This is a genomic window from Prosthecobacter sp., assembly GCF_044227185.1.
GTDB lineage: Bacteria > Verrucomicrobiota > Verrucomicrobiia > Verrucomicrobiales > Verrucomicrobiaceae > Prosthecobacter.
Map to the genome: position 1 here is coordinate 48,852 of NZ_JBGAFO010000016.1, position 22,277 is coordinate 71,128.

Annotated in this window: 18 protein-coding genes; 10 read left to right on the plus strand and 8 right to left on the minus strand. The window is 63.7% G+C overall.

What is annotated here, in order from left to right; translation table 11 throughout:
- Nucleotides 1-11 precede the first annotated feature (11 nt).
- Together ACILSQ_RS28125 and ACILSQ_RS28130 are read left to right on the plus strand one after the other, a co-directional pair.
- On the plus strand, nt 12-1,790 hold the full coding sequence (locus tag ACILSQ_RS28125) for a hypothetical protein (RefSeq protein WP_395747023.1): 1,779 nt from the start codon (nt 12-14) through the stop codon (nt 1,788-1,790).
- Nucleotides 1,791-1,938: 148 nt separating this feature from the next.
- Nucleotides 1,939-5,217, plus strand: coding sequence for a protein kinase domain-containing protein (locus ACILSQ_RS28130; protein ID WP_395747024.1), 3,279 nt, complete (start codon nt 1,939-1,941; stop codon nt 5,215-5,217).
- 702 nt (nt 5,218-5,919) lie between these two features.
- Here ACILSQ_RS28130 and ACILSQ_RS28135 read toward each other — a convergent pair.
- Nucleotides 5,920-6,297, minus strand: a complete 378-nt coding sequence (locus tag ACILSQ_RS28135; protein WP_395747025.1) for a RidA family protein — start codon at nt 6,295-6,297, stop codon at nt 5,920-5,922.
- 363 nt (nt 6,298-6,660) lie between these two features.
- Between ACILSQ_RS28135 and ACILSQ_RS28140 the strand changes: the two genes are divergently transcribed.
- Both ACILSQ_RS28140 and ACILSQ_RS28145 read left to right on the plus strand, forming a co-directional pair.
- A complete protein-coding gene (locus ACILSQ_RS28140; protein ID WP_395747026.1) occupies nt 6,661-7,308 on the plus strand; it encodes a multicopper oxidase domain-containing protein in 648 nt (215 codons plus the stop codon).
- 158 nt (nt 7,309-7,466) lie between these two features.
- The gene (locus ACILSQ_RS28145) at nt 7,467-8,741 is read left to right on the plus strand and encodes a sulfite exporter TauE/SafE family protein (RefSeq protein WP_395747027.1); all 1,275 of its coding nucleotides are present in this window, start codon (nt 7,467-7,469) and stop codon (nt 8,739-8,741) included.
- 452 nt (nt 8,742-9,193) lie between these two features.
- Here the strand turns inward: ACILSQ_RS28145 and ACILSQ_RS28150 are convergent, their stop codons facing one another.
- A complete protein-coding gene (locus tag ACILSQ_RS28150; protein ID WP_395747028.1) occupies nt 9,194-9,646 on the minus strand; it encodes a universal stress protein in 453 nt (150 codons plus the stop codon).
- 141 nt (nt 9,647-9,787) lie between these two features.
- Nucleotides 9,788-10,513, minus strand: a complete 726-nt coding sequence (locus tag ACILSQ_RS28155) for a hypothetical protein (RefSeq protein ID WP_395747029.1) — start codon at nt 10,511-10,513, stop codon at nt 9,788-9,790.
- A gap of 180 nt (nt 10,514-10,693) precedes the next feature.
- Here ACILSQ_RS28155 and ACILSQ_RS28160 point away from each other — a divergent pair, with 180 nt between their 5' ends.
- Nucleotides 10,694-10,891: a hypothetical protein gene (locus tag ACILSQ_RS28160; protein WP_395747030.1), complete on the plus strand. Its 198-nt coding sequence runs from the start codon at nt 10,694-10,696 to the stop codon at nt 10,889-10,891.
- Nucleotides 10,892-11,157: 266 nt separating this feature from the next.
- Here ACILSQ_RS28160 and ACILSQ_RS28165 read toward each other — a convergent pair whose 3' ends face one another.
- Nucleotides 11,158-12,237, minus strand: a complete 1,080-nt coding sequence (locus tag ACILSQ_RS28165; RefSeq protein WP_395747031.1) for a WD40 repeat domain-containing protein — start codon at nt 12,235-12,237, stop codon at nt 11,158-11,160.
- Between the two features lie 41 nt (nt 12,238-12,278).
- Nucleotides 12,279-13,604: a DUF1501 domain-containing protein gene (locus tag ACILSQ_RS28170; RefSeq protein WP_395747032.1), complete on the minus strand. Its 1,326-nt coding sequence runs from the start codon at nt 13,602-13,604 to the stop codon at nt 12,279-12,281.
- 44 nt (nt 13,605-13,648) lie between these two features.
- On the opposite strand from ACILSQ_RS28170, the gene ACILSQ_RS28175 reads away from it, so the two are divergent.
- From ACILSQ_RS28175 to ACILSQ_RS28185, 3 genes are all read left to right on the plus strand, one after another.
- Nucleotides 13,649-15,022 (plus strand): hypothetical protein, encoded by a 1,374-nt coding sequence (locus tag ACILSQ_RS28175; protein ID WP_395747033.1) that lies wholly within the window; start codon nt 13,649-13,651, stop codon nt 15,020-15,022.
- Between the two features lie 77 nt (nt 15,023-15,099).
- The gene (locus ACILSQ_RS28180) at nt 15,100-15,660 is read left to right on the plus strand and encodes a hypothetical protein (protein ID WP_395747034.1); all 561 of its coding nucleotides are present in this window, start codon (nt 15,100-15,102) and stop codon (nt 15,658-15,660) included.
- Nucleotides 15,661-15,683: 23 nt separating this feature from the next.
- Complete coding sequence (locus ACILSQ_RS28185; protein WP_395747035.1) at nt 15,684-16,268, plus strand: hypothetical protein; 585 nt, start codon at nt 15,684-15,686, stop codon at nt 16,266-16,268.
- A 56-nt stretch (nt 16,269-16,324) separates the two neighbouring features.
- Here the strand turns inward: ACILSQ_RS28185 and ACILSQ_RS28190 are convergent, their stop codons facing one another.
- From ACILSQ_RS28190 to ACILSQ_RS28200, 3 genes are all read right to left on the minus strand, one after another.
- Nucleotides 16,325-18,202 carry a DUF1549 domain-containing protein gene (locus tag ACILSQ_RS28190; protein ID WP_395747036.1) on the minus strand — a complete coding sequence of 626 codons (1,878 nt, stop codon included), beginning with the start codon at nt 18,200-18,202 and terminating at the stop codon, nt 16,325-16,327.
- 190 nt (nt 18,203-18,392) lie between these two features.
- On the minus strand, nt 18,393-19,595 hold the full coding sequence (locus ACILSQ_RS28195; RefSeq protein WP_395747037.1) for an FtsW/RodA/SpoVE family cell cycle protein: 1,203 nt from the start codon (nt 19,593-19,595) through the stop codon (nt 18,393-18,395).
- Between the two features lie 153 nt (nt 19,596-19,748).
- Nucleotides 19,749-20,534 carry an ABC transporter ATP-binding protein gene (locus ACILSQ_RS28200; RefSeq protein ID WP_395747038.1) on the minus strand — a complete coding sequence of 262 codons (786 nt, stop codon included), beginning with the start codon at nt 20,532-20,534 and terminating at the stop codon, nt 19,749-19,751.
- A gap of 86 nt (nt 20,535-20,620) precedes the next feature.
- Here ACILSQ_RS28200 and ACILSQ_RS28205 point away from each other — a divergent pair, with 86 nt between their 5' ends.
- Together ACILSQ_RS28205 and ACILSQ_RS28210 are read left to right on the plus strand one after the other, a co-directional pair.
- The gene (locus tag ACILSQ_RS28205) at nt 20,621-21,463 is read left to right on the plus strand and encodes a serine/threonine-protein kinase (RefSeq protein ID WP_395747039.1); all 843 of its coding nucleotides are present in this window, start codon (nt 20,621-20,623) and stop codon (nt 21,461-21,463) included.
- A gap of 113 nt (nt 21,464-21,576) precedes the next feature.
- Nucleotides 21,577-22,272 carry a hypothetical protein gene (locus tag ACILSQ_RS28210; RefSeq protein WP_395747040.1) on the plus strand — a complete coding sequence of 232 codons (696 nt, stop codon included), beginning with the start codon at nt 21,577-21,579 and terminating at the stop codon, nt 22,270-22,272.
- The last annotated feature ends 5 nt before the right edge of the window (nt 22,273-22,277 follow it).

Here is a 22,277-nt window from a genome sequence, read left to right on the forward strand (position 1 = left end):
CCCTCCCGCCCATGACCCCGCCGTCAGACCCCACTCCGGATGCCATCGCCCCCCATGCGGCGCGCACCCGGCGGGAAAGGCGCCTGCTCCTCCTCTTTGCCATCTTCCTGCTGGCCTTCGGCGCTGCCACTTGGTTCGCCTATCCCCACGCCTCTCCACTCGCCCGCCAGTGGCTCGCCCGCCGCCACCTCCCGGAGTTCCGCCAGCATCTTGAAAAAGGGGACCTCCAGGCCGCCGCCGCTCTCCTGCGGGATGCCAGACGCTGGGCGTCAGATGATCCCGAAGTGCTGCATGCCAGCCTTGACTTCAACAACCGCCCCGGTGGAGATCCCCGCACCACTCTAAGCCTCGTCCGCCGCCTTCAGGAGCTCGGTGCCGCCACTCCCGCAGACCTCATCATCATGGGCCAGGTTCACGTCCGGCTGGGAGAGACCGCCAAGGCCCAGGACATCTACGACCACCTCCCCGCCGCCGCCAGGCAGCAGCAGCACGGCCTGGAACTCCACGCCGTTCTCCTTCAGGCCGCTGGCCAGGGCACCGCAGCCGCCGAAGCCCGCCGCGCCGCCCTGCAAAGCGCCCCGCACGATCCCGACAGCCTCCAGAAGCTCGCCACCCTCGATCTCAACAGCAGCGATCCCGGCCGCCGCAGCGCCATGCGCGCACGCCTCTGGCAGGTGGCCCGCACCACCACCGGCCCCACCGCCCTCGCGGCCATCGAAAACCTCTCTCTCACCAAGGAGCTCACAGTCCCCCAGCTCGGCGAGCTCCTCCGGCTCACCGAGGCCGCAGCCCCTCCTCCCGCCACCACCGACAGCCGCTACGAGACCGTGCGCCTCAGCGTCATCTCCGCCCACCTGCGCCTCCTTCCCCACCTTCGCTCAGACCTCGTCAGCGCGGAAGTCCTGCGCTGGAAGGACCGCCCCCTGGCCCACACCACGCTCCTCCTGAACTGGCTCCGCGCCGAGCATGAATACGCCCGCATCCTGCGCATGCTGCCCGCCCAGACTGCCGCGCGCCACACCGATCTCCTTCCCGCCTACGTGGACGCCCTCCGCGGCACCAGCCAGTGGCAGCCCCTCCACACCTTCCTCACCTCCGGCGGTATCGATCCCGCTTTCTCCTCGCAAAAAATCCTCCTCTGGCAGGCAGAGGCCCAGTTCCACCTCCACACAGAACCCTCCCAGCCACGCCAGACCCTCCTGCGCATTTATGAAGAAGCCGGCCGTGGTGAGGACCCCGCCACCACCCTCCAGGCCGCCGCCCTCGCGGAGCGGTACTCCCAGTGGGACCTCGCGGAAAAGTGCTACGAAGCCCTCGCCTCCAGGCACCCCGCCACCCGCCCTGCCATGCTCGCAAAAGTGTACCAGATGGCCGGCCATCAGCACGATGGCCCCCGCATGCTCCACGCCTGCCAGCGCCTCCGGGACCTTCAGCCCGAAAACCCCGCCTTCCTCACCCAGCAGCTCTACCTCCAGCTCGTCCTCGGCACCCAGCTCGAGCTCGCCCAGCAGCAGTTGCAAGACCTCCTCGACACCAGCATCACCCCCACGGACCGCATCTGCCTTCTGCAGGCCCTGGCCGCCTACCGCACCGGCCGGCTCCCTGAAGTCAGCAGATTCCTCACACCCATCGCCAAACCCGAAGACCTCTCCTCCGGCGAGCGCTCCATTTACGCCTTCTTGTTAAAAGCCGCCGGTGGAGATGCCGGCAAAGCCTTCCGCCTCGTCGAGCGCATCTCCCCCGTCCTGCTTCTGCCGGAGGAAAAGCTCTTCCTCCAGCGCGCCTTGTAAAAAAAGCGGACAGAGGCAGGCACTCAGCCTATAGAGCCATGGGTTCCACCTAGCCTCACACGGCCCAATCCTCAGAAAAAATGGCACGAAATTCGCTGATTCCGCATGGAATTTCCTCACGTCCGCGCTACTGAGGGCGGCAAGACGCATGCATTCCGACGCTTCTGATCCTACCCTGCGCCTCTCCGATGCAGACAGGCCCTCCTCCAGCCGCACCGGCAAAGGATGGCAGCCTCCCAGCCCCGGGGACCTGCAGCACCTTCTTCCCCAGTACGACATCACCGTGCTGCTCGGTCGCGGTGGCATGGGCGCGGTTTACAAAGGCGTGCAGCGGAATCTGGACCGCCCCGTCGCCATCAAGATCCTGCCGCCCGGCATCGATGAATCAGACGATGGCGCCAACTTCACCGAACGCTTCAAGAACGAAGCGCGCGCCATGGCCAGGCTCAGCCATCCGGGCATCGTCGCCGTTTATGATTTCGGCGAGACCTCGGACGGCCTGCTCTACATCGTGATGGAGTTCATTGAGGGAACCGACGTTCAGCGCATGCTCTCCGAGCAGGGCCGCCTCCACTCCGCGCATGCCCTCGCCATCACCGCCCATGTGTGCGATGCCCTCAAGTACGCCCACGAGCGCGGCATCGTCCATCGTGACATCAAGCCCGCCAACATCATGGTCGGCTTCGACGGCGTGGTGAAGGTGGCGGACTTCGGCCTGGCCAAGATGAACCGCGCCGGAGAGTCCGGCCTCACCCGCAGCGGCATGGCCATGGGCACGCTGCACTACATGGCGCCTGAGGCTCTCATGCTGGGCTCCAGTGTGGACCACCGGGCGGACATCTACGCCGTGGGCGTCATGCTCTACTGCATGCTCACCGGAAAGCTGCCCCAGGGCATGTTTGAGCTGCCCAGCCTGCAGGTGCCAGGGCTCGACCCACGCTTTGATGGCATCATCGCCAAGTCGTTGCGGGACGACCGCGAAATCCGCTTCCAGACCACCGCCGAGCTCCGCCACGAGCTCGATGGCATCCTCACCCAGCCAGTCGTCAAAGTGGAGCCGGCTCAGACTCCCCCTCCCCCGGCGCTGCCCACGGATGCGCGTCCCCAGCCCGCCCGAAACACCCCGCGTCTCCCCCAGACGCAGGTCGTCACCCGCGTCGTGGAAAAACGCAGCTCTCCCTTCGCCTGGCTGGCCGTGCTCGCTCTGACGGGGGCGGTGATCTGGCTGTGGCAAACCCGTACCGCAGACCCACCCGCCGCCGCCGCCGCACCGATGGCGGACACTCCTTCCGCCTCCTCATCTTCCTCGTCCTCACCCGCGCCGGTCCCACCAGTCCCCGGCCCGGTGCACCCGACACCCGCGCCTGCCACCCCTGCACCCGTGGCGCAGACTCCTCCATCATCTGCCACCAGCGCCACCTCGCCACCTTCCCTGCCGCCCAAGCCACCGGTGGCTCAGGAGACCTTGACCGTCACTCCAGGCCTCCAGCCCGGCGTTTGGCTGGACGTCCTCGCCCGCGGCCTGCGAGGCGCCAGTGGCCTGAGCAAACGTCCGGGCGAGCCCGCCACCTTCATCGCCACCTCAGGCGTCACGTGCAGTTCCAATATCGTGCTGCGCGACTGCATTGTACGCGCACGGTTCAGCGGTGCCTGGACCGCTCCTCCCGCCCTGATCGTCCGCTACCAGGACAATCCCAACTACCGCTACGTTTCCGCCGCCTTCGCCGGCGACCTGGCCCAGCTCCGCTACCATCTTCCGAACAACTGGACTCCCTTTGTCATGCGTGGCATGGCCGCCCAGGTCTCTCCCGGCGAGCCCCTGGACGTGGAACTGAAAGCCGTCGGGGATCGCTTCACGTTCAGCAGAAACGGCGTCGTCGTCGCTGACGGGCCCCTCTCTGGCTACCCTCTGGGCCGCGTGGGCCTCAGTGTCAGCACAGGCACCATCATTGAGAAGCTCGAAGTCATGCCTCTGGAATCCACGGGCGCACCCGCCACTCCCGCCGCCATCAGCACCACTGCGGATGGCTGGCGCCCTCTGCTGGAAGAGAAGCCGGAACTCGTAAACAAGCTCCGCATCAGTGACTCCGCCACTCCCGGCTGGAAAATCATGCAGCAAGGCTTCGCTCCAGTTCTGGAGACCAACAACGTCGCTCTGCGCCTGAAGTTGCGAAATCATCAGCACTTCCGTGTGGTGACGCACTTGCACAACACCACCACGGATGACGGGCGCTTCGGTTACACCCTGATGCTCGGTCCGGATGTGACGGGCAACATTCGCTTTGCCAGCGGCTGGATCAACCAGGTCAGCGCCTTAGGCGGAATGCTCCAGCCCACCGGCTACATACCCTTCGGGCAGCGGCCGCTCTTGGGCGTCCCACCGGGCCAGGAGTGCGAGGTCGTGCTGAAGATTTACGACAAAGAAATCATCGTGGAGGTGGATGGCAGGCAGATCCTGCAGACTCCCGTACCCCTGCCTGGTCGTGTCACCGGCTTGCACCCGGCGGGCCCTTTTGAATTCAAAGACCTGGCCTGGCGCCCCCTGGCCCCGAAAACGTCCAGCCTGCCTGCATCAGCGCCAGCCACGCCCTCCCCTCCTGCTCCCGCCCCTTCCGCCCCTTCCGCACCGGCTCCCACCCCACAGGACACCCGCTCCATGAAGCTGCTGGTGGACGCCGACTTCAAGCGCTCCCAGCCTGACTTCAGGGACGTGAGCATGCCTGAGCTGGTGGCCTTTTGGCAAGGGGGCAGCTACCAGCTCAGCAGCAGGAGCAGAACGCAGTGGTCGCCCCCTCTGTCTGTACTTCACGATTTGGAACTGAAGGACTTTGTTTACGAAGCCGAGTTTCGCGTGACAAAGGAGGACGCTGGCTTTTGGGGAGTCGCTCTCGCCCCGCAAAGACGCCCCGCTATCGAGGTCCGCATGGACAGCTTCAGCCGGCCTGAGATCTACCGCCCGCAGATCGGTTTCATCCTCAACCGGACCGGCGTCTCCATCCCGCCCGGCGGAAAGACATGGCATCAGATGCGCATCGAAGGCCAGGGCTCCACCCTCCGCCTTTTCATCAACAACCGCCACGTGGCGGATGTCAGCCGCAGCGACGTCGAGCAGCCTCACGGCCTCACCATGTTCATCACCTGCACCGGCGAACTCTTCGAAGTCTGGTTCCACCGCATTCGGGTGTGGGATTCATCCCCCGACGCCAGCCTTGCGGCGGCCAAAGCCCCGTCACCTCCCCCGCCCGCCGTGCCTCGCCAATGGGTGGACAATCAAGGCCGCAAGATCACCGCCTCCTTCGTGCGCGCAGACCAGACCACCCTCACCGTCCGCACCGCCGGCGGCCAGGAATGGCAGCTCCCGATGAGCAAACTCTCGGCCGAAAGCCAGCGCCTCGCCGAACAACTCGCCGCTGGCAAGGCTCCGTAAGCACTGGTGTCGGTCGCTCCTCTGTGTCCAATCGAGAATGGCGTCACAGACTGACTGCGGCCTTCCGTCATGCACGCATCACCGGCGGCAGGCTGCGCATAGACCGCACCGGCTTTGTCTTGAACGCTATAGCGTTTTCCAAAACTCATTTCCGGAATGTGCGTGCTAATGCTGAGCGGCGTGTTGTAGCGCGGCATTCCGATACCGCGTCGGCACCGAATCGGTATCGGAATACCGATCGACATCGAACTCCGCCGCCCCAGTCCTGACTATTCCGGAAATGAGTTTTGCGATTTGCTATAACGGCCTTCCGTCATGCACGCATCACCGGCGGCGGGCTGCGCATAGACCGCACCGGCTTTGCCTTGAAGGCCAACGGCCTTCCGTCATGCACGCATCACCGGCGGCGGGCTGCGCATTGCCCGCACTGGCTTTGCCTTGAAGGCCAACGGCCTTCCGTCATGTAGCCCAGGGGTGCCGAGCTTTAGCGAGTGCTCCCCTGGGTTGTGCCAGCCAAATCCGGGAAGCGAACCCATCGTCTTCTCCGCTCACCCAGCCTTCCAGAAGCGTCTCCCGGCCATTTCGCCGCGGAGGACCGCTGTCTCCGCCACGCAGCCTCCCCTGCTCCTGACCGCACAGGCAACCCCAATCCGTAGAGTTGATGGAGCGAGCAAGCCTCAATATGCCGGCCCACAGCTCTCCTCAAAGCTCCGCGATCACCTCGATCTCCACCAGCGCCCCCAGCGGCAGCCCCGCCACCGCCACCGTCGAGCGCGCCGGCTTGTGCCCCTCAAACGCCGCCTCATACAGCGGGTTCACCTTCGGGAAATCCGCCATGCTTTGCAAAAACACCGTTGCCTTCACCACCGCGCTCATCCCCAGCCCCTGCGCCTCCAGCAGCGCGCGGATGTTCGCCAGCACCTGCTTCGTCTGCCCCTCCACATCCGTCGCCACGATCTTCCCCGCCGCCGGATCAATCGGGATCTGCCCCGAGCAAAACAGCAGCCCTCCCTGCTTCACCGCCTGCGAATAAGGACCGACCGCCGCCGGGACATGGGGAGTGTTGTTGATGAGTTCCATGCCCGTTTTCATAACCACGCGTGGCCGACGTTCAAGCGCTGACATTCACAGACTCTATGCAGGTCATGTCTAGGACACCCTATTGAGGATTGCATAATAGACTGACTGCTTTGCCTTGAAGGCCAACGGCCTTCCGCAATACAGCCCAGGGGTGCCGAGCGTTAGCGAGTGCTCCCCTGGGTTCTGGCAGCCAGTCCGGGAAGCGAACCCATCATCTGCTTCACGCGCCCCGTCTTCCAGAAGCGTCTCCCGGCTGTTTCGCCGCGGGAGAGCTTGTGCCTCCGCCACACATCACGCCCCGGCTCCAGCCGGAGCAGCCTCACCATTCGCGTCAGCCTGTTGAGCAAGCCTCAATAAAGGACATTGAGTAACGGAGACTGGTTCTTCCACTGCCATCTGCTCTACCACCTGGAAAGCGGCATGGCGCGTGTGGTGCACTACAACGGCTTCTACCCCGCGCCGGACACCGCGCCCCTGCGACACAAGCTTTACCACGACCCGTGGTTCTTCTGGGGCGTGGCGGATGGCCTCACCAACATGACGCAGGGCTACCTCCAATACTCCAACACCCGCAACATCTTCAATCTGGAGTGGGAGGCCGGCTGGGCGCAGGTGCCAGGCACCCAGTGGGAGACCACCGCTCTTTATCAGCGCTACTACAACCGCTTCTTCCGCCTGCTCGCGGGTCTCGACACCCAGGGCACGCTGACCGGCAGTTCTTTTCACAACGACCTCGACTACAACCGCGGCGTCTTCGGCCTCATGTATCGCCTTCCGCTGAATCTCTGGCTCACCGCCTGGGCGGACACAGATGGCGGCGGCCGTTTCAAGCTCGCCCACAGCCTCATGCTCACCCCGCGCCTGATGCTCGGCTCCCAGGTGGAGTACGACACCCACGACCGCTGGGAGGGCCGCGTGAGCCTTTCCTACATGCTCAGCCGCAGCACCTCCCTCCTCGGCCAGTGGCACTCCGACTACGGCTGGGGCATGGGCGTGCGTGTCCGCTTTTAAAGCGTCATCACCTACACCCCCGTTCGTTGAGACACCAGCGGCCCGCACCTTTCGCGGCGATGAATCGCTCATGGCCCTCTCTCAGCTTTCATAACGCCCGGAAGCAAATACTGTGAAGAGCGGTCGCCCGCCCGCTTCTCTCCTCGCGCCTTCCCCCCATGAACCAGTTCACCGACTACCTCAGCAACGGCCATGCCTGGCTCTACGTGCCGGTGGCCATTCTCCTCGGCGCGCTGCACGGGCTGGAGCCGGGCCACTCGAAGACCATGATGGCAGCCTTCATCATCGCCATCCGCGGCACCATCTGGCAGGCGGTGCTCCTGGGCCTCTCCGCCGCCATTTCACATTCACTCCTCATCTGGGTGCTCGCCGCTGTGGCGCTGCACTACGGCGGCCACTGGAATGCCGAAACCGTGGAGCCCTGGCTCCAGCTCGGCTCCGCCGTGATGATCCTGGCGCTGGCAGTGTGGATGTTCCTCCGCACTCGCCGCGAGGTGGCGGAGGCCCACGCCCATGGCCTCGCGCACGCTCACGCTCACGCGCGGCCGCATTCACACACACCCGACGCCCCCCACGCGTTCGAGCACGAGATCGCCCTGCCCGCAGGGTTCAAGCCCCCCAGCCTCCGCCCTGAGGCCCTGGCCGCACGCCGCACCCAGGGGCCGCATGGCGGCATGCTGCTGGACACCGGCCACGGCTGGCTGGAGATCGCCATCGTTGCCGAAGGTTCGCCGCCGCGCTTCCGCATTTATCCCTGCACCGCCGCCGGCCTGCCAGTGCCGCTCCCCGCTGGAAACCGCCTCACCCTGGAAACCGCGCGCCTGGACGGCAGCACTCAGCTCTTCAAATTCGAACCCGCCTCCGCCTGCTGGGAAGCCACCGCCACCCTGCCCGAGCCGCACGAGTTCACCGCCACGCTCACCCTCGGCCACGCGGACCACGCGCACACCTACCGCCTCAAATTCACCGCGCCATCGCAGGCTGGCGGCCAGCAACACCACGCCCCCATCGCCGAAGAGATCCGGCCGGAGGGAGACGTGTATCAGGACGCCCACGAGCGCGCCCATGCGGAGGACATCGCCCGTCGTTTTGGCAACCGCAGCGTCACCACCCCGCAGATCGTCATGTTTGGCATCACCGGCGGCCTCATGCCCTGCCCCGCCGCCTTCACCATCCTCCTCGTCTGCCTGCAGTTGAAAAAAGTCGCCCTCGGCTTCGCCATCGTCGGCGCCTTCAGCTTCGGCCTCGCCCTCACCATGGTCACCGTCGGCGCAGCCGCTGCCTGGAGCGTGCAGCGCGCGGTCAAACGCTTCACCGGCTTCGGCGAATGGATGCGCCGCGCCCCCTATATCTCCTGCGTCCTCCTCGTCGCCCTCGCCGCCTTCATGGCCTGGTCCGGCTGGCAACACCTCTCCCACGGCCACACTCATTGAGCGCAGACAAACCTCCGCCCAAGTTCAAATCTGCGGCCATTCCCTTGCCAAAAAATTCCTTTGCCAAAAACAGCATCCTCTTTTGCCCGATCGTCAGCTCTCCTCCGGCAGCTCGTCTGCGTAAGTAGTTCGGGGTTCGCTTCGCGGCTGCACAGCAGCCCGTTCCGCCTCCCCGTTCGTAGTTCGGGCTTCAGCCCGTTCCGCCTCCCCGTTCGTAGTTCGGGCTTCAGCCCGTTCTGGAAGCCCCGCATCACCCCAAATCCAAAACCACCCAGCGCAAGTATTGCAGTACCAGCTTTCTCGTCCTCCGTAGCTCGAAGAGCGAAGGAGGAAGCCGGAATCTGGAAGCTTTCTTCGTGCAAGCGGCTCCCAAATAAGCTCCCCCAAGTGACTCCCCGATCCACAACCGAGCCGCCTCGAGTTCAGGTGCTCTGCGCCTTCCGCCGCCCGCCTCAGGCCGCCGCGTCTTCGTCGCTCGGCACCACCAGCACCGGGCAGTGCGCCCGCTTCAAAACATCATTCGCCACGCTGCCGACCAGCATGTGGTAGATCGTGCTGTGATGGTGCGAGCCCAGGATGATCAGGTCCGCATTCAGCCGCTTCGTTTCCGCCAGCACCGACGCCACCTTCGGGTCCGCGAGCTGCACCACGCTCGCGCGCACGCCGAATTTGATCAGCGAATCTCGTATTTCCAGAAGCTGCTCCACCTGCTCCTCCGCCACCGTCTCCGGCGGGTCTTCCGACAGCACAGGAGAGGCGATCCCCAGGTCCACCACCACCGGCGCCTTGCCCAGCACATGCACAATGATCACCTCGCTGTTAAAGGCGCTGGCAAGCGCGTGGGCGTGCTTGAGTACTTTGAAGGTAAGATCGGACAGATCGACCAGGGCGACGATGGTTTTCATAATGTGTAAGAGTGGAACACCGGAGGACGAAACGAGTTCTTCACCCGCTGTACTTTCGCACCCTGCGCCCGTTTCGGCCTGCCCAAAACTCACCCCCCAGTCTTCCACCCTCGCGCCCGCTCTCCCCTCCGCCGCGTTTCATCATCTGCCAAACAACGGCCAGCGCCAGAACTCCCACCACCGCGCCTGCACACGCCGCCCGGTTTGATCCCGGCTGCTTTCCAGATCCCGGAACCACTCCCGCTGCCCCTCCACCCCCGTGTCCGGCTGGATGGGATGATTCGCCGTTCGTTTTTCCACATACACCACGATGCCGTCGCGCCCTTCGAACACCGTCATGGACCGCGCCCACAGGCCCCTCTGCCGCCTCACGCTGTCCGCGATCACCCCATCCCGCACCGGCGCCGGCAAAAGCGTGCACTGATACACCCGGCGCCCCTTCCAGACCGTCTCATAGGCCCACTTCACGCCCTCCAGCCTCTGGTTCTTCATCAGGTCCGTCGCAAAGGCGCACGGCGTGCCTCGATTAAACAACGGCCAGCGCGACATCAGCACCCAGTAGTCCCGCGTCTGCCGGGTTTTAAAGCCGCAGTCATCGCTGTAGTCCCGCTCCACCGCATCCACCCCGCAGCGCGCCGCGCTTACCTGCGGCCGCGTCATGATGTCCGCGGGCGGCAGGATCGCCTTCAGCAAAATCACATCCCACTGCGCGGCCGAATGCGCCGCCTTCTCAAAGCCCCTGGAGTCCTCCTGCTTTTTCCCGCCCCCCTTCTCCTGCAGCAGCGCCTCCACCACCGCGTAGTTCGGCGTCGCCGCAAAGCCCGCCGCCGCATGCCCCGCCAGAAGAAGACAAAGGAAAACTTTCATGAGATATACTTCGCAGCTTCCGCCCAAAATAGTCACCTAAAAACACCAGACCCGCGCGACTTTTAACTTTCATGACCCAGCTCCTCATCCCCTCCATGAAAGCCCCCTCAGGCATCCCCTGACCTCCAAAGCAGGGGCCGCCGGGGTTGCACCGGCCCGGCCCGCTCCTACCCTGAGCCCATGAAAACGTTACCTTCGACGCTAATGAGGAGCCTCGCTGGTCTGCCTCACGACGCCCGACCTCCCACCCACAACGGCACCGTCGGAATCGATGAACCCGACGCCGCCACCATCCCCCACGGCCGCGAAGACCAAACCGCCGGCGATGAAGGCATCGACGACGAAGAAGCCGACGACACCGGCGAGTTGCCGGAGTGAGCAATATTTCGAACCCTCTCCGGTCCGGCGTAAGCGCATACCGTTGACGCGAGATCATCCCCCAGTTCTCCGAAAGCCCGTAGGGCTGGCATAACCGTAGCCGTGGGTGACAACCCACGGAATCGCATCATCCCTTCTCGCTCAAATGCCGTGGAACCGCGTAGCGGTGACACAAACCTCCGCCACGCCGCATCGCAGCCCCTTCCGCACGCCCTGCAATGCGCATTGCTCCAAAACAGAGAACAGAGAACAGAGAACAGAGAACCTCAAACTTCAACACTATACATCTGCACCCGCCCCATCGCCGCCCACGGCTGCCCAGCCTTCACCTTCCCCGGGCCCACGATCACAGACGCCACCAGCCCCTTCCCATCCGCCGTAAAGCGCGCCCGCGTCAGACGCGACTTCGAATCCAGCGACGTGACAAGGCTCCCGTCCGCCGCGCTGAAGACCGCCACATTCCACGTCCCCTGCGCCTGCCGCCCGCCCATCAGAAAATGCTTCCCCTCCGGGTGCCACGCCAGCGTCTCCATCAGCCCGGAGCCATGCTGCCCGTCCTTGATCTGGTCCAGCTTCTTCCCCGCGCGCCAGTCCCAGCGCTGCCACGTCATCTTCCCATTGCCCGCCATCGGGTCGCCCATCGGCCCCATGCCGCAACCCACCAGCACGTTGCCATCCGGTGAAAAAGCCAGGCTGTAAATGCCTCCCGAAAAATGGTGCGACTTCGTCGTGCCCCAGGAAGTAAAATCCGGCGAAGTCCACTGCGCCACCGGCTTGCCGCTCTCCGCACCCTGCGCCGCCTGCGTGTCCCACACCCGCACCTCGCCCATCATGTTCGCCGCCGCCAGATGCCGGCTGTCCGGGCTGAAGGCGCAGCTCAGCACCGGCGGCGTGTGGCCATAGCTCGCTACCAGCGCGCCCGTGGCCGTGTCATAGACTTTCACGCTCGGCTCCGTCTCCGCCGCAGGCTCATACTTCCACCCGCCCGGCAGGTACTGCCCCGTCACACTCGCCACGCGTTTCCCATCCGGAGACAGCGCCATCTGCCAGCTCCAGAACGCATGCGCCTTCACCTCGCGCACACACTTCCGCGTCGCCACATCATGCCACAGCAGCACCCCGTCATACCCCGCGGAAATGAGCGTCCTCCCATCCGGCAGCAGCACGCAGCCGCTGCCATACGCGTCGTGCTTCTTCTCAAACACCTCCGTCTTCCCCGTCGCCATCTCCACCGCATGCACGCTGCCATCCATGCAGGCCGCATACACCTGCGACCCATCCGGCGTCGCCGCCAGCCCCATCACCCCAAAGGGCAGTTCATATTGCTTCGTGCGTGTCAGCTTCATGGCATCAAGTCAGTCAAACATTCTGGTTTCGTCATTCCGCCTCACGCCAGGATGTCGCGGATCGGCTCCGTCCTGTTCTCCACCCGGTGAAACGTCGGCATCCCCGGCAGATCATACTCCGCATACGGATCAATCCCCAGCGCCGTGAAGATCGTCGCAAACAGATTCTGCTCGCTGTACGGCTTCTCGATCACATCCACGCCGTCCACATCCGTCGCCCCCGTCACCACGCCGCGCTTCAGGCCGCAGCCCGTCATCATCAGGCTCCACGCATTCGGGTAGTGCTCGCGACCGCGCGCCGCATTCATCCACGGACTGCGGCCAAATTCCCCCATCGCGATCACCAGCGTGGAGTCCAGCAGCCCGCGCTCCTCCAGGTCCGTGATCAGGTTGTAAAGCACCCGGTCCAGCTCCGGCACCAGCATCTGGTGGATCTCATGGTTGAACACATGGTTGTCCCAGTTCATCCCGTTCGCCACCATCACAAACGGCGCGCCCTGCTCCACCAGATGGCGCGACATCAGCGCATGCTGCGCGAAACTCCCCGGCCCGTAGCGCTCCCGGTCCTTCGCCGGCAGTTTATTGACATCAAACAAGTCCGCGCTCGCCGTCAGCCCCTTCATCCGTTCAAACGCCGCATTCTGGCTCCGCGCCACCGCGCTGCCCCGGTCCCGCTCATACTTCGCCGTCAGAAACTTCCGCAGCGTCTCGCGCGACTCCCGGTCATGCTGCGGGATGCTCGCCCCCTCCGTGTTCAGAAACTGCGTGTAGTCCCCGCCCAGCCGCACCGGCGCATGCTCCGCGCCCAGCCAGCCCGCCCAGTTCCCCGCCTTGAATCCCTCAAACTCATTCCCGCCCGGAATCGGATCCAGAAAAATAAAGTTCGGCAGCTTCGCATCCATCTGCCCCATCGCCTGCGCCAGGCTGCTCCCCAGCGTCGGCCGCACAAACCCCGCCCGCTCCGGTGCCCCGCGCTGCAGCAGGTTGATCGCCTGCAGGTGCTCCGGCTGCGTCGTCTTCATGCTCCGCACCACGTTCAGCTTGTCCGCGATGCTCGCGCACTTCGGCATCAGCCCCGAAAAGTGAATCCCCGGAATCTTCGTCGGCATACTGCCAAACGGCCCGTTCCCCGGACTCCCCGGCTTCGGGTACCACGTCTCAAACTGGCTCGGCGCCCCGCACAGCCACAGCAGGATGCAGTGCTTCTGCGCCCTCTTCGTCTCCTCCGCAAACACCGGATTGTGAAACAACCCCGTAAAACTCCCCACACTCGCCAGCGCCCCGCCGGTGAGACCTTTCAAAAACAAACGCCGGTGCAGACCATGCTCATGCGTCGGGCATCGTGGGTGGGGATCGCGAAGATTCATCAGGGAAAAAAAGGCCCCTTGGGGCGCTCAGAGGTTACACGCATTTGCGGCGGTTTTTAGCAGGAATTTTGGCCTGCCGTATTGCCCGTCTCTCTTTCTCCTTCATACTCCTGCCGCCTGCTCGTTTCTTCCTCACAGGGCCGCTCCGAAGCTTCTCCACCATGAAACTCTTTGTCATGCTCTCGGCAGGCCTCCTCATCCTGCACGCACCCCTGGGATGGTCCCCGGCTGCCGAGGCGCGCGCCAGCCATCCTGCCCCGGCTGAAATTCGGGAGACTTCCGAATGGCTGAAGGCCAGACGGCGTCAGTATGAAACCACCACGTCGGATTTGAGCGCAGCCGATTTGAAAAAGATCGATGATCTGTCCGCAAAACCTAGCCTGGCTCTCGCGGTGATCGATGAATTGATCGCCCTGGCAGAGGTGCGCGAAGCCCCCCACGCAGGGACTGAGCTTTTTGCGGCGCACAGTTTCTCTCCCGTGGCGCGGGTTTTGGCCGCCATCGGCAGACCGGCGCTGCCGAAGATCAATTCGGCTCTGTCCGCTGCGAACCTGCCCATCTGGTCGGATCTCGTCCTCAAAGATGCACGCCGGGTGATCCGTGAGGACAAGATGGACTTCGATGAGCTGCTTGGTGCAGAAGGCCTTCTCCTCAGATCGCGCCCGGAGCGGGAGGCACAGCTCGCTGCGTTTGAACGCTCAAAAACAACCTCCTGGATGGATGAAAACAAAAGCGCCAGACGTGCGCTCCACCGGGCCTTGGAATCCAACAAACTTCCGGCCTCCAGGGACGACCTGTCCGGCAGAGTGGCGGGTGAATTGTTTGAAAGACATGATGCCGGGCTGCTGCTCCGCCTTCTGGCAGAAAGGATCAGCGCAAACTGGTGCGCGGAACACACTCAGGCGTTGCGCGGCATCCGCGTCGATGAGACGGATCCAATGCAGTGGCGACCAGCAGGAGATTCCATCCACAGCATCATCCTTGGCTTTGTCACTCCAATCTCCAATCCCACCCCTTTTGTTGACCTCTCGGGCGGCGGTGATCCGCGCGATTCAGCAGCCATCTGCAGTTTGATCGGCTGTGCGAATCCATTTCCACGACGGTTGCTCATGGAGCAGTTGAGGTACAACCCCAGCGCTCCTGTGAGACTCATTTTTATGCGCGCGCTGAGCCGGCACGAACCCGGGAACGATACCGAAATCGAAGCGCTGCTGGCGCAGATGCTGAACGATAAAAGAGACGGAGGCGGCCATGGAGACCGAGTCTGCGACATGGCTTTTCAGGAGTTGATCCACCGCGTGGGCGGCGAAAGTCCGCCCATGAGTGATCCCGCGTTTTTCGCCCTTCCGGCAAGCGAACGAGACAGGATGATTCTGGCCCTTAAGCGCAGGCTGGCCGCACGGAAAGAGAAGCGCTGATGCCGCAGGTCTCGTGATTTGTTTGTTTGCATCCGCCGCACCCACCCCGTTAAAGTTTCGCCCGTTCACCGCATTCCATGCACCGCCTCCTTCTCATACTTCTCATGGGCTTGTTTTCCTTCCTCTTCGGCTCGCGCACCTCGGCTGAACCCCCGGCTGCCAAATCCAAGGCTGAAGAAGCGGGCCGTGGTTTGCGGCAGATGATGCTGACCATGCCCCCGGCCGAGATGGGTGGGAAACCCGCGAAGGATTTCCCCCATGTATATGGTGTCCTCCTGGACTGGCCGGTCAGTGATTCCACAGCCACCATCTTCGCCGCTTCCGACGGCTCGGCCAGCTTGTACACCACGCGCGCCTTCGGCATTCTCGGCGGCATCGGCCATGAGAACGTGCGCACGGCGGCGGTGAAGTTCACCCGCGCGGCCGGTGAGTTTTTTGAAACCGCAAAACCCGTCACCGAATTCCCCTACCCCGCTCCTGGCCAGGTGCACTTTTACCTGCTCACCTTCGACGGCGTGCGCTGCATTGAAGCTGACCTCGCCGCCATCGAAAACGGCACCAGCAGGCACACGGCCCTTTTTGTCCTCGGCCAGAACGTGCTCACCGAGCTGCGGATCATCACGGAGAAGAAGCAGTGACAAGGTCATGTTGAGGTTGCGCCATGAAATCATTTCGTTTTACCAGCAAACACGCAGCCATTTTATCGCTCGCCGTTGCTGCCGCAATTTCCATCCGTTGCTGTTGCTCAAACTCCATGCGTTGGACAGAAGCAACTCCAGACAGGTTTGTGAAGGAGCTGGCTGAAGATTACCGGATCAAGCTGCCGCCCGCCTCGAAGGGTTTGGTCACATACCATGCGGCGGTTCATGATGTAAGGGAAGAGTTTGTCGTCTTAAAGGTCGATGGGCCCACTGATTCGATTCTGCAGGTCGAGGCAATGCTCGAACCAGAACGAAAATTCCGCCTGCCGACTCAGGACATGACGACAGCCATTCAGCTTATAAGAGTGAGTGATAACATTCAGTGGATGCCAAGGGAAACAAATATCAAAGGGAGACTCTACTCATTAAAACCTTTGGGAGAAGAGGTGTTTAGGATGACCTCCTTTGTTTTACCGGGCGATGAGCGCTCCAGCATCATCTTTTATTTCAGTCATATGGAAGACTCGTCCTCCACCAAAAAAACGCCATCGCCCGAAGAAGCAAAGCCGCATGCCAGTCGTAACGCGAAAGCGGGCGGAGAATGATTCAAAACAGAGGCAGGCTCAACTCCTCGCTATCTGCGGCTCTTCCTCCACCTCCCTCACGGCATCGCCAGAAACTCCGCGCTCGTCATCAGCGCCCACAGCAGATCCCTCATCGTCTCCGCAGTCCTCCCCGCCCCCGCTTTCACAAACGCCTCCGCCTGCGCCATCTCATCCGCCCCCGGCGTTCTTCCATACACCGCCTGGAACGCCTCACGCACCCGGCTGGTAGCCTCTGGTAGCGCCGCCAGCCGCGCGATCAGCCCCGGCTGCGCCGCCTGCAGCAGCGCGTTCATCGTCGGAGATCCCGAAAGAAACTGCGCCTGCTGAAACGTCGCATTGTACTCCTTGGGCAGCACCTCCGGCATCGCCGTGATCACCTGCCGGCGAAACTCCTCCTCATCCGGCGGCAGCTCCAGCGCGATGCGCCACGACCTCGCCAGCTGCTCCGCGCTCAGCGGCCGCTCCAGCATGCCGGTAAACAGCTCCGGTGTGGACGCCGCGCTGGCGGGCGGCGCGCCCAGCGCATATACCCGGCTGCGCACGATCTCCCGCACCACGCGCCGCGTGTCATACTTGTGCGCCGCAAAATCCTGCGCCAGCCACTCCAGCAGCTCCGGATGGCTCGGCGTGTTGCGCTCATTGATCTCATCCGGCGGATTCACAATCCCCCGTCCCGTCAGCGCCGCCCACATGCGGTTCACAAACGCGCGCGCCAGCAGCGGATTCTCCTCCGTGGCCGCCTCCGCAAACGCCTCGCGCCGCGAGTACTTCGGCACCCGCACCGCCGCCTTCGGATCTTCATACAGCTCCGGCATGTCCTTCTCCTGCGCATCTCCACCACCGCCCGGCCACACCTCCGGCAGCGTCCGCCCCGTCAGCAGCGTCACCACCGCCGGCTGCGATTCCTTCTTCAGGTTCGTGAAGTTCATGAAGCCCCCCACCGCAGACTCCGCCACCGCCGTGCTGCCGTCCACGTTCTTGCCGCGGTTGAAGGCCGCCACCAGCCCCCAGTAGTGCGCCTGCTTGATCTCCCGCGCCAGCGGATGGTCATGGCACTGCGCGCAGTCGATCTTCGTCCCATACACCACCGGCGCCACCGCCTCGGCGATCTTCTGAAAATCATTCTTCCGCTCAAACAAAAACCACGAGGCCCCGCGCCGGTCTGGCGTCTTGTCCGGCCGCGCGCAAAGAATATCATAGACCACCTCGTTCCACGGGCGGCTCTCCTTGAAGGCCTTCTCCAGGAAAACCCACCAGCCCGAGCCCTTGCGCCGCCCGTCCGGATTCCCGCGAATCAGGCGGCCCATCAGAAACGTGTCCCACAGCTCCCGCATCCGCACCGCATACTCCGGCGCAGCCAGCAGTTTGTCGATCAGCGCCTCCCGCTGCGGTGCCGCCAGAAACGCCGCCAGCTCCGCCGCCGTGGGAATCCGTCCCGCCAGATCCAGATACACCCGCCGGCACCACGCCGCATCTCCCAGCGGCTCGGCCGGCTTCACCCCCGCGCGCTCCCAGCCCTCCGCCAGCAGCGTGTTGATCGCCTCCTCTCCCGAAGCAAACTGCCGCGCCACCTTCACCGGCGCCTTCTCCGCAGCCACTGCACCCTTCCCCGCCGAAGCGGCGCTCAGCACGGAGATCCACTCCTTCACCGCCGCACGCTCCGCATCCGAGAGAAACTTCTTCGGCGGCATGTGCGGGTCCGCCCCCTTCTCCAGGCTCGTGTATAGCGCGCTCTCCTCCGGCTTCCCCGCCACCACCACCGCCCCGTTTTCACCGCCTTTGAGCACCATCTCCGGCGTGTCCAGCTCCAGCCCGCCCTTCTGCTCCAGCACCCCGTGGCACTTCACACAGTTCACATCCAGAATCTGCCTCACCTTCCCCGCCCACAGCGCCCCCGCGTCCGCCGCGGCAGACCGAGTCGGGAATGAAGCCATCAAAAGAGAAAAAACAAAAACGCAGCGCAGCATGCAGAAAACAAAAAGGGGGTCCTGAAACTACACCGCCACGCCCGGTTTCTTGCGTGGGAAAAAATGGAAAGTTTCCGCCCGCCCCAGGGGGCTCAAAGCGGCCGGACTCTCAGCACCAGACGACTACTCACCATGCCGCATGCCCCCCCGCCTCATCCTACTCCTCATCCTCTTCACGCGGCCCGTTCACAGACCGCTTCTTCTTCACTGCGGAGATGTTCCGGTGCACCCACACGCTCTGCACCATGCCCATCAGGAACAGCGTCACCACCACAAACGTCCCCCCGTAGCTGATGAAAGGCATCGGCAGACCGATGACCGGCAGCATCACCAGGCTCATCCCCGCGTTCTGGAACGTATGCACAAAAAACATCGCCACCACCCCGATGACAATCAGCCGCCCGAGCTGATCCCGCGCGAAGAAAGCCACAAACACACATTGGACCAGCAGCAGCGCCATGAGTCCGAGAACCAGGAGCGAACCGCGGAAGCCAAACTCCTCGGAGATCACGCCGAAGATGAAGTCATTGATGGCCTCATTCGTGGGGAAGAAGGTGTTGTGGACGGAGGCCTGGTCCGGCACCTTCTTCGAAAGCGGCCCCTTGCCCTCCAGCCCGCCCGTGGCCACGGCAATCTGCAGATGCCTCGGCACCCAGCCTTCATCCTGCAGGTTCACCTTGTCCATCTGGTTGGTCAGCATGTACAGCGTGGTGTTGATGCGCGCCTGCTGGTAGGGCTTCAGCGCAAACACATACACCAGGGGCACCACGCTCACCACGCCAAGCACCAGCGTGATCATGTAGCGCAGCGGGATGCTGCCCACCAGCATCATGGAGAGAAACACCGGCCCCCAGACCAGGCCCGAGCCAAGGTCCTCCTTGATCACCATCACCGCGGGCACTCCCGCGATCATCGCTGCGGCGACAATGCGCAGCCACGGTCGGCGAAACACCGGCATCAGACGCGGCAGTTCGCCAAAGATCACCGCCAGAATCAGGATGCCCGACATGATGGCAAACTGGGACGGCTGGACCGTCTGGCTCCCGATGCGGATCCACGCACGGTTCCCGTTGATCAGGATGCCGAAAAAGAACAGCGACACCAGCCCCCCGATGCCCGCCAGGTACATGGGAAAACACGCCCAGCGGATCCACTTGTAGTCAATCAGTGATGCCGCGAAGAAGAAGGGCAGCCCCAGCAAAAGCCAGCGGATCTGGTCACGCCACTTGATGGCGAGGTCAGCCTGATCGGAAAGCGCCGAGGCATTGTAGATCGCGTACACGCCGATGACGGCAATCGCCACAATGTTCAGCACGATAAACCAGTTCATGCCGAGAAATTTTTTAAAGAGCGGTGTCATGGGTTCCGAAAAGAAAGTTTTGAAAAAAGGACCTGTGGCCGATGCCGGATGACGAGTTCAAAATGCCGGACGTCCGGACCATTCACACCGGCCCTTCATCCTCACTTCGCTCATTGGAATTTCATTCATCATTCGTCATTCGGGTTTCGTCATTCACAGCACCGGCACCGCGTCCAGCAGCTTCTGCGTGTAGTCATGGCGCGGGTTCTCGCAGATCTCCTCCGCATCCCCCTGTTCCACGATCTTCCCATGGTGCATCACCACGATGTGGTCGCTCATGTGCCGCACCACCGCCAGATCATGCGCGATGAACAGCAGCGTCAGGTCCAGCTCCGCCTGGATGTCCTTCAGCAGGTTTAAAATCTGCGCCTGCACGCTCACGTCCAGCGCGCTCACCGGCTCGTCGCAGATCAGAAAGCGCGGCTTCACCGCCAGCGCCCGCGCAATGCCGATTCGCTGCCTCTGCCCGCCGCTGAATTCATGCGGGTAGCGCTGCAGCGCGTTCTCTGGCAGCCCCACCTTCTTCAGCAGTTCCGCGGACACCTCCCGCCGCTCCTCCCTGGACTTCTCCTTGAAGTGAATCTGCAGCGGCTCGCCCAGGATCGCCTCCACCGTCATCCGCGGATTCAGCGAGCCGATCGGATCCTGAAACACCATCTGCATCTCCCTCCGCAGCGGGCGAAATTCACTCTCCGGCATCGGCAGAATGTCAAAGCCCCGGTAGTTCACACTCCCGGAGGTCACCGGCATCAGCTTGAGCAGGGCGCGCGCCACCGTGGATTTCCCGCTGCCGCTCTCCCCCACCAGCCCCACCGTGCTGCCTTCCGCCACCTCAAAGCTCACATTGTCCACAGCCTTGATCACGTCTTTCCCATGGCCCGGCCAGCCCCCCCTCACAGGGAAGTGAATTTTGAGGTTTTGAACGCTGAGAAGCTGCATCGTGAAAGCACTCAGTTTAGCACACCCGCTCAAACGTGCGAAAGTTTCATTGCGTGAAAGCATGAAAGTGTCAGCATCCCCCCCGGATGAACGCACGCTACCAATTGCTCGCCCCCATCGCCCAGGGCGGCCTGGGTGCCGTTTTCAGGGCGCGCGATCTCCAGATGGGGCGCGAGGTCGCCGTCAAACGCGTCCTCGCCGCAAAGACCGGCGGCTGCGGCGCCGCCGCGGACGCCCTCATCCGCGAGGCCCGCCAGCAGTCCCTCCTCCACCACCCAAACATCGCCGCCGTGTACGATTTCGGCGTGGATGCCGAGGGGGCCTTCATCGTCATGGAGCTCATCTCCGGCGAGACCTTGGAAGACACCGTCGCCCGCGCCCCCCTGCCCATCCCAGACTTCGATGCCCTCGTTCGCCAGACCCTCGCCGGCGTCGCCGCCGCCCACGCCCAGGGCATCCTCCACCTCGATTTAAAGCCGGGAAATCTCATGCTCCACCGCCTCCCGGACGGCGGTCTGGAAATCAAGATCCTCGACTTCGGCCTCGCCAGAAACACCCGTCAGCCGGCGCGCCGCGCCGCCCCCGCCCGCAGGGAGCTGCCCGGCTCCATCCATTTCATGGCGCCCGAGCAGTTTGAGCAGCACGCCCCTGTCGATGTCCGCACGGACATCTACGCCCTCGGCTGCATCTTTTACTACGCGCTCACCCGGCGCCATCCCTTCGAGGGCGAGCTCACCCCCCAGGTCATCGTCGCCCATCTTCACCACCGCACCCAGCCCCTGGCCTCCCTCCGCCCCGGCCTGCCCGCGCACACCCTGCAGTGGGTCGAGTGGCTCATCCGCCGCCTGCCCGCCGGCCGTCCCGCATCCGTGGCAGAGGCTCTGCAGGTTTATGAATCAGGCGCCCCCGTGCCTGGCGCCACGGCGTGAGTCCTGCCGCTCAAAACCATCGCGCTGGACAACAACTATCCATCCCGAACACGAAAGCCTCTTGCCATCCCATCACCCGCCGCCATCATGGCGGCTCCTGTCTCCTGCTTCCCATGATGCGTGTTCCCCCAGCCCTCCTTCTTGCCACCACCAGCCTCGTGCTTTGCTCCTGTGGTATGATGAAGCGCCTCGTGCCGCCCATGCCCAAGCTGCCAAAAATCGGCATGCCCAGCCTCCCCAGCAGAAACACCGTCGCCAAGTTCGTTCCCGGCATGTCGGAGACGGACAAAGTGGACTCCGAAGACCCGGACGTCCCCTTCACCTCCCGCGGCACCCTCGGCTTCGGCCACACCGTCCGCCTCGAAGTCTATGAAGGCACCCGCAGCCCGGACCGCATCTACCGCGGCATCGTCATGGTCAATACCCAGGGCCTCCTCCCCCTCGGAGACGTCGGCACCGCCCGCGTCGGCGGCCTTCACCTGCCAAAGGCGGCCGACGCCATCGCCACCGTCTTCCGCCTCGCCGGCCGCAACACCCGCGAGATCACCGTCCAGATCATCTCCGTGGAAAACACCCCCCTCCTCTCGCTCAATGGCGACATTCAGGAGCCCGAGTTCATCCCCATCTTTGACCGCATGAGCGTCCGGCAGGCCGTCACCGTCGCCGGTGGCCGCCGCGCCGGCTCCACCTCCCGCGGCGTTTACATCTCCCGTCAGGGCCAGCGCCATTTCTTCACCTCCCTCGAAGGGGCGGACAGAAACTGGAAACCGCAGGCCGGCGACATCATCACCCTTTCTCCAGACATCTGACCCCA

Coding starts and splice junctions, on each gene's coding strand:
- ACILSQ_RS28125 (WP_395747023.1), top strand. CDS start 12: ATGACCCCGCCGTCAGACCCCACTCCGGATGCCATCGCCCCCCATGCG.
- ACILSQ_RS28130 (WP_395747024.1), top strand. CDS start 1,939: ATGCATTCCGACGCTTCTGATCCTACCCTGCGCCTCTCCGATGCAGAC.
- ACILSQ_RS28135 (WP_395747025.1), bottom strand. CDS start 6,297: ATGGAACTCATCAACAACACTCCCCATGTCCCGGCGGCGGTCGGTCCT.
- ACILSQ_RS28145 (WP_395747027.1), top strand. CDS start 7,467: ATGAACCAGTTCACCGACTACCTCAGCAACGGCCATGCCTGGCTCTAC.
- ACILSQ_RS28150 (WP_395747028.1), bottom strand. CDS start 9,646: ATGAAAACCATCGTCGCCCTGGTCGATCTGTCCGATCTTACCTTCAAA.
- ACILSQ_RS28155 (WP_395747029.1), bottom strand. CDS start 10,513: ATGAAAGTTTTCCTTTGTCTTCTTCTGGCGGGGCATGCGGCGGCGGGC.
- ACILSQ_RS28160 (WP_395747030.1), top strand. CDS start 10,694: ATGAAAACGTTACCTTCGACGCTAATGAGGAGCCTCGCTGGTCTGCCT.
- ACILSQ_RS28165 (WP_395747031.1), bottom strand. CDS start 12,237: ATGAAGCTGACACGCACGAAGCAATATGAACTGCCCTTTGGGGTGATG.
- ACILSQ_RS28170 (WP_395747032.1), bottom strand. CDS start 13,604: ATGAATCTTCGCGATCCCCACCCACGATGCCCGACGCATGAGCATGGT.
- ACILSQ_RS28180 (WP_395747034.1), top strand. CDS start 15,100: ATGCACCGCCTCCTTCTCATACTTCTCATGGGCTTGTTTTCCTTCCTC.
- ACILSQ_RS28185 (WP_395747035.1), top strand. CDS start 15,684: ATGAAATCATTTCGTTTTACCAGCAAACACGCAGCCATTTTATCGCTC.
- ACILSQ_RS28190 (WP_395747036.1), bottom strand. CDS start 18,202: ATGGCTTCATTCCCGACTCGGTCTGCCGCGGCGGACGCGGGGGCGCTG.
- ACILSQ_RS28195 (WP_395747037.1), bottom strand. CDS start 19,595: ATGACACCGCTCTTTAAAAAATTTCTCGGCATGAACTGGTTTATCGTG.
- ACILSQ_RS28200 (WP_395747038.1), bottom strand. CDS start 20,534: ATGCAGCTTCTCAGCGTTCAAAACCTCAAAATTCACTTCCCTGTGAGG.
- ACILSQ_RS28205 (WP_395747039.1), top strand. CDS start 20,621: ATGAACGCACGCTACCAATTGCTCGCCCCCATCGCCCAGGGCGGCCTG.
- ACILSQ_RS28210 (WP_395747040.1), top strand. CDS start 21,577: ATGATGCGTGTTCCCCCAGCCCTCCTTCTTGCCACCACCAGCCTCGTG.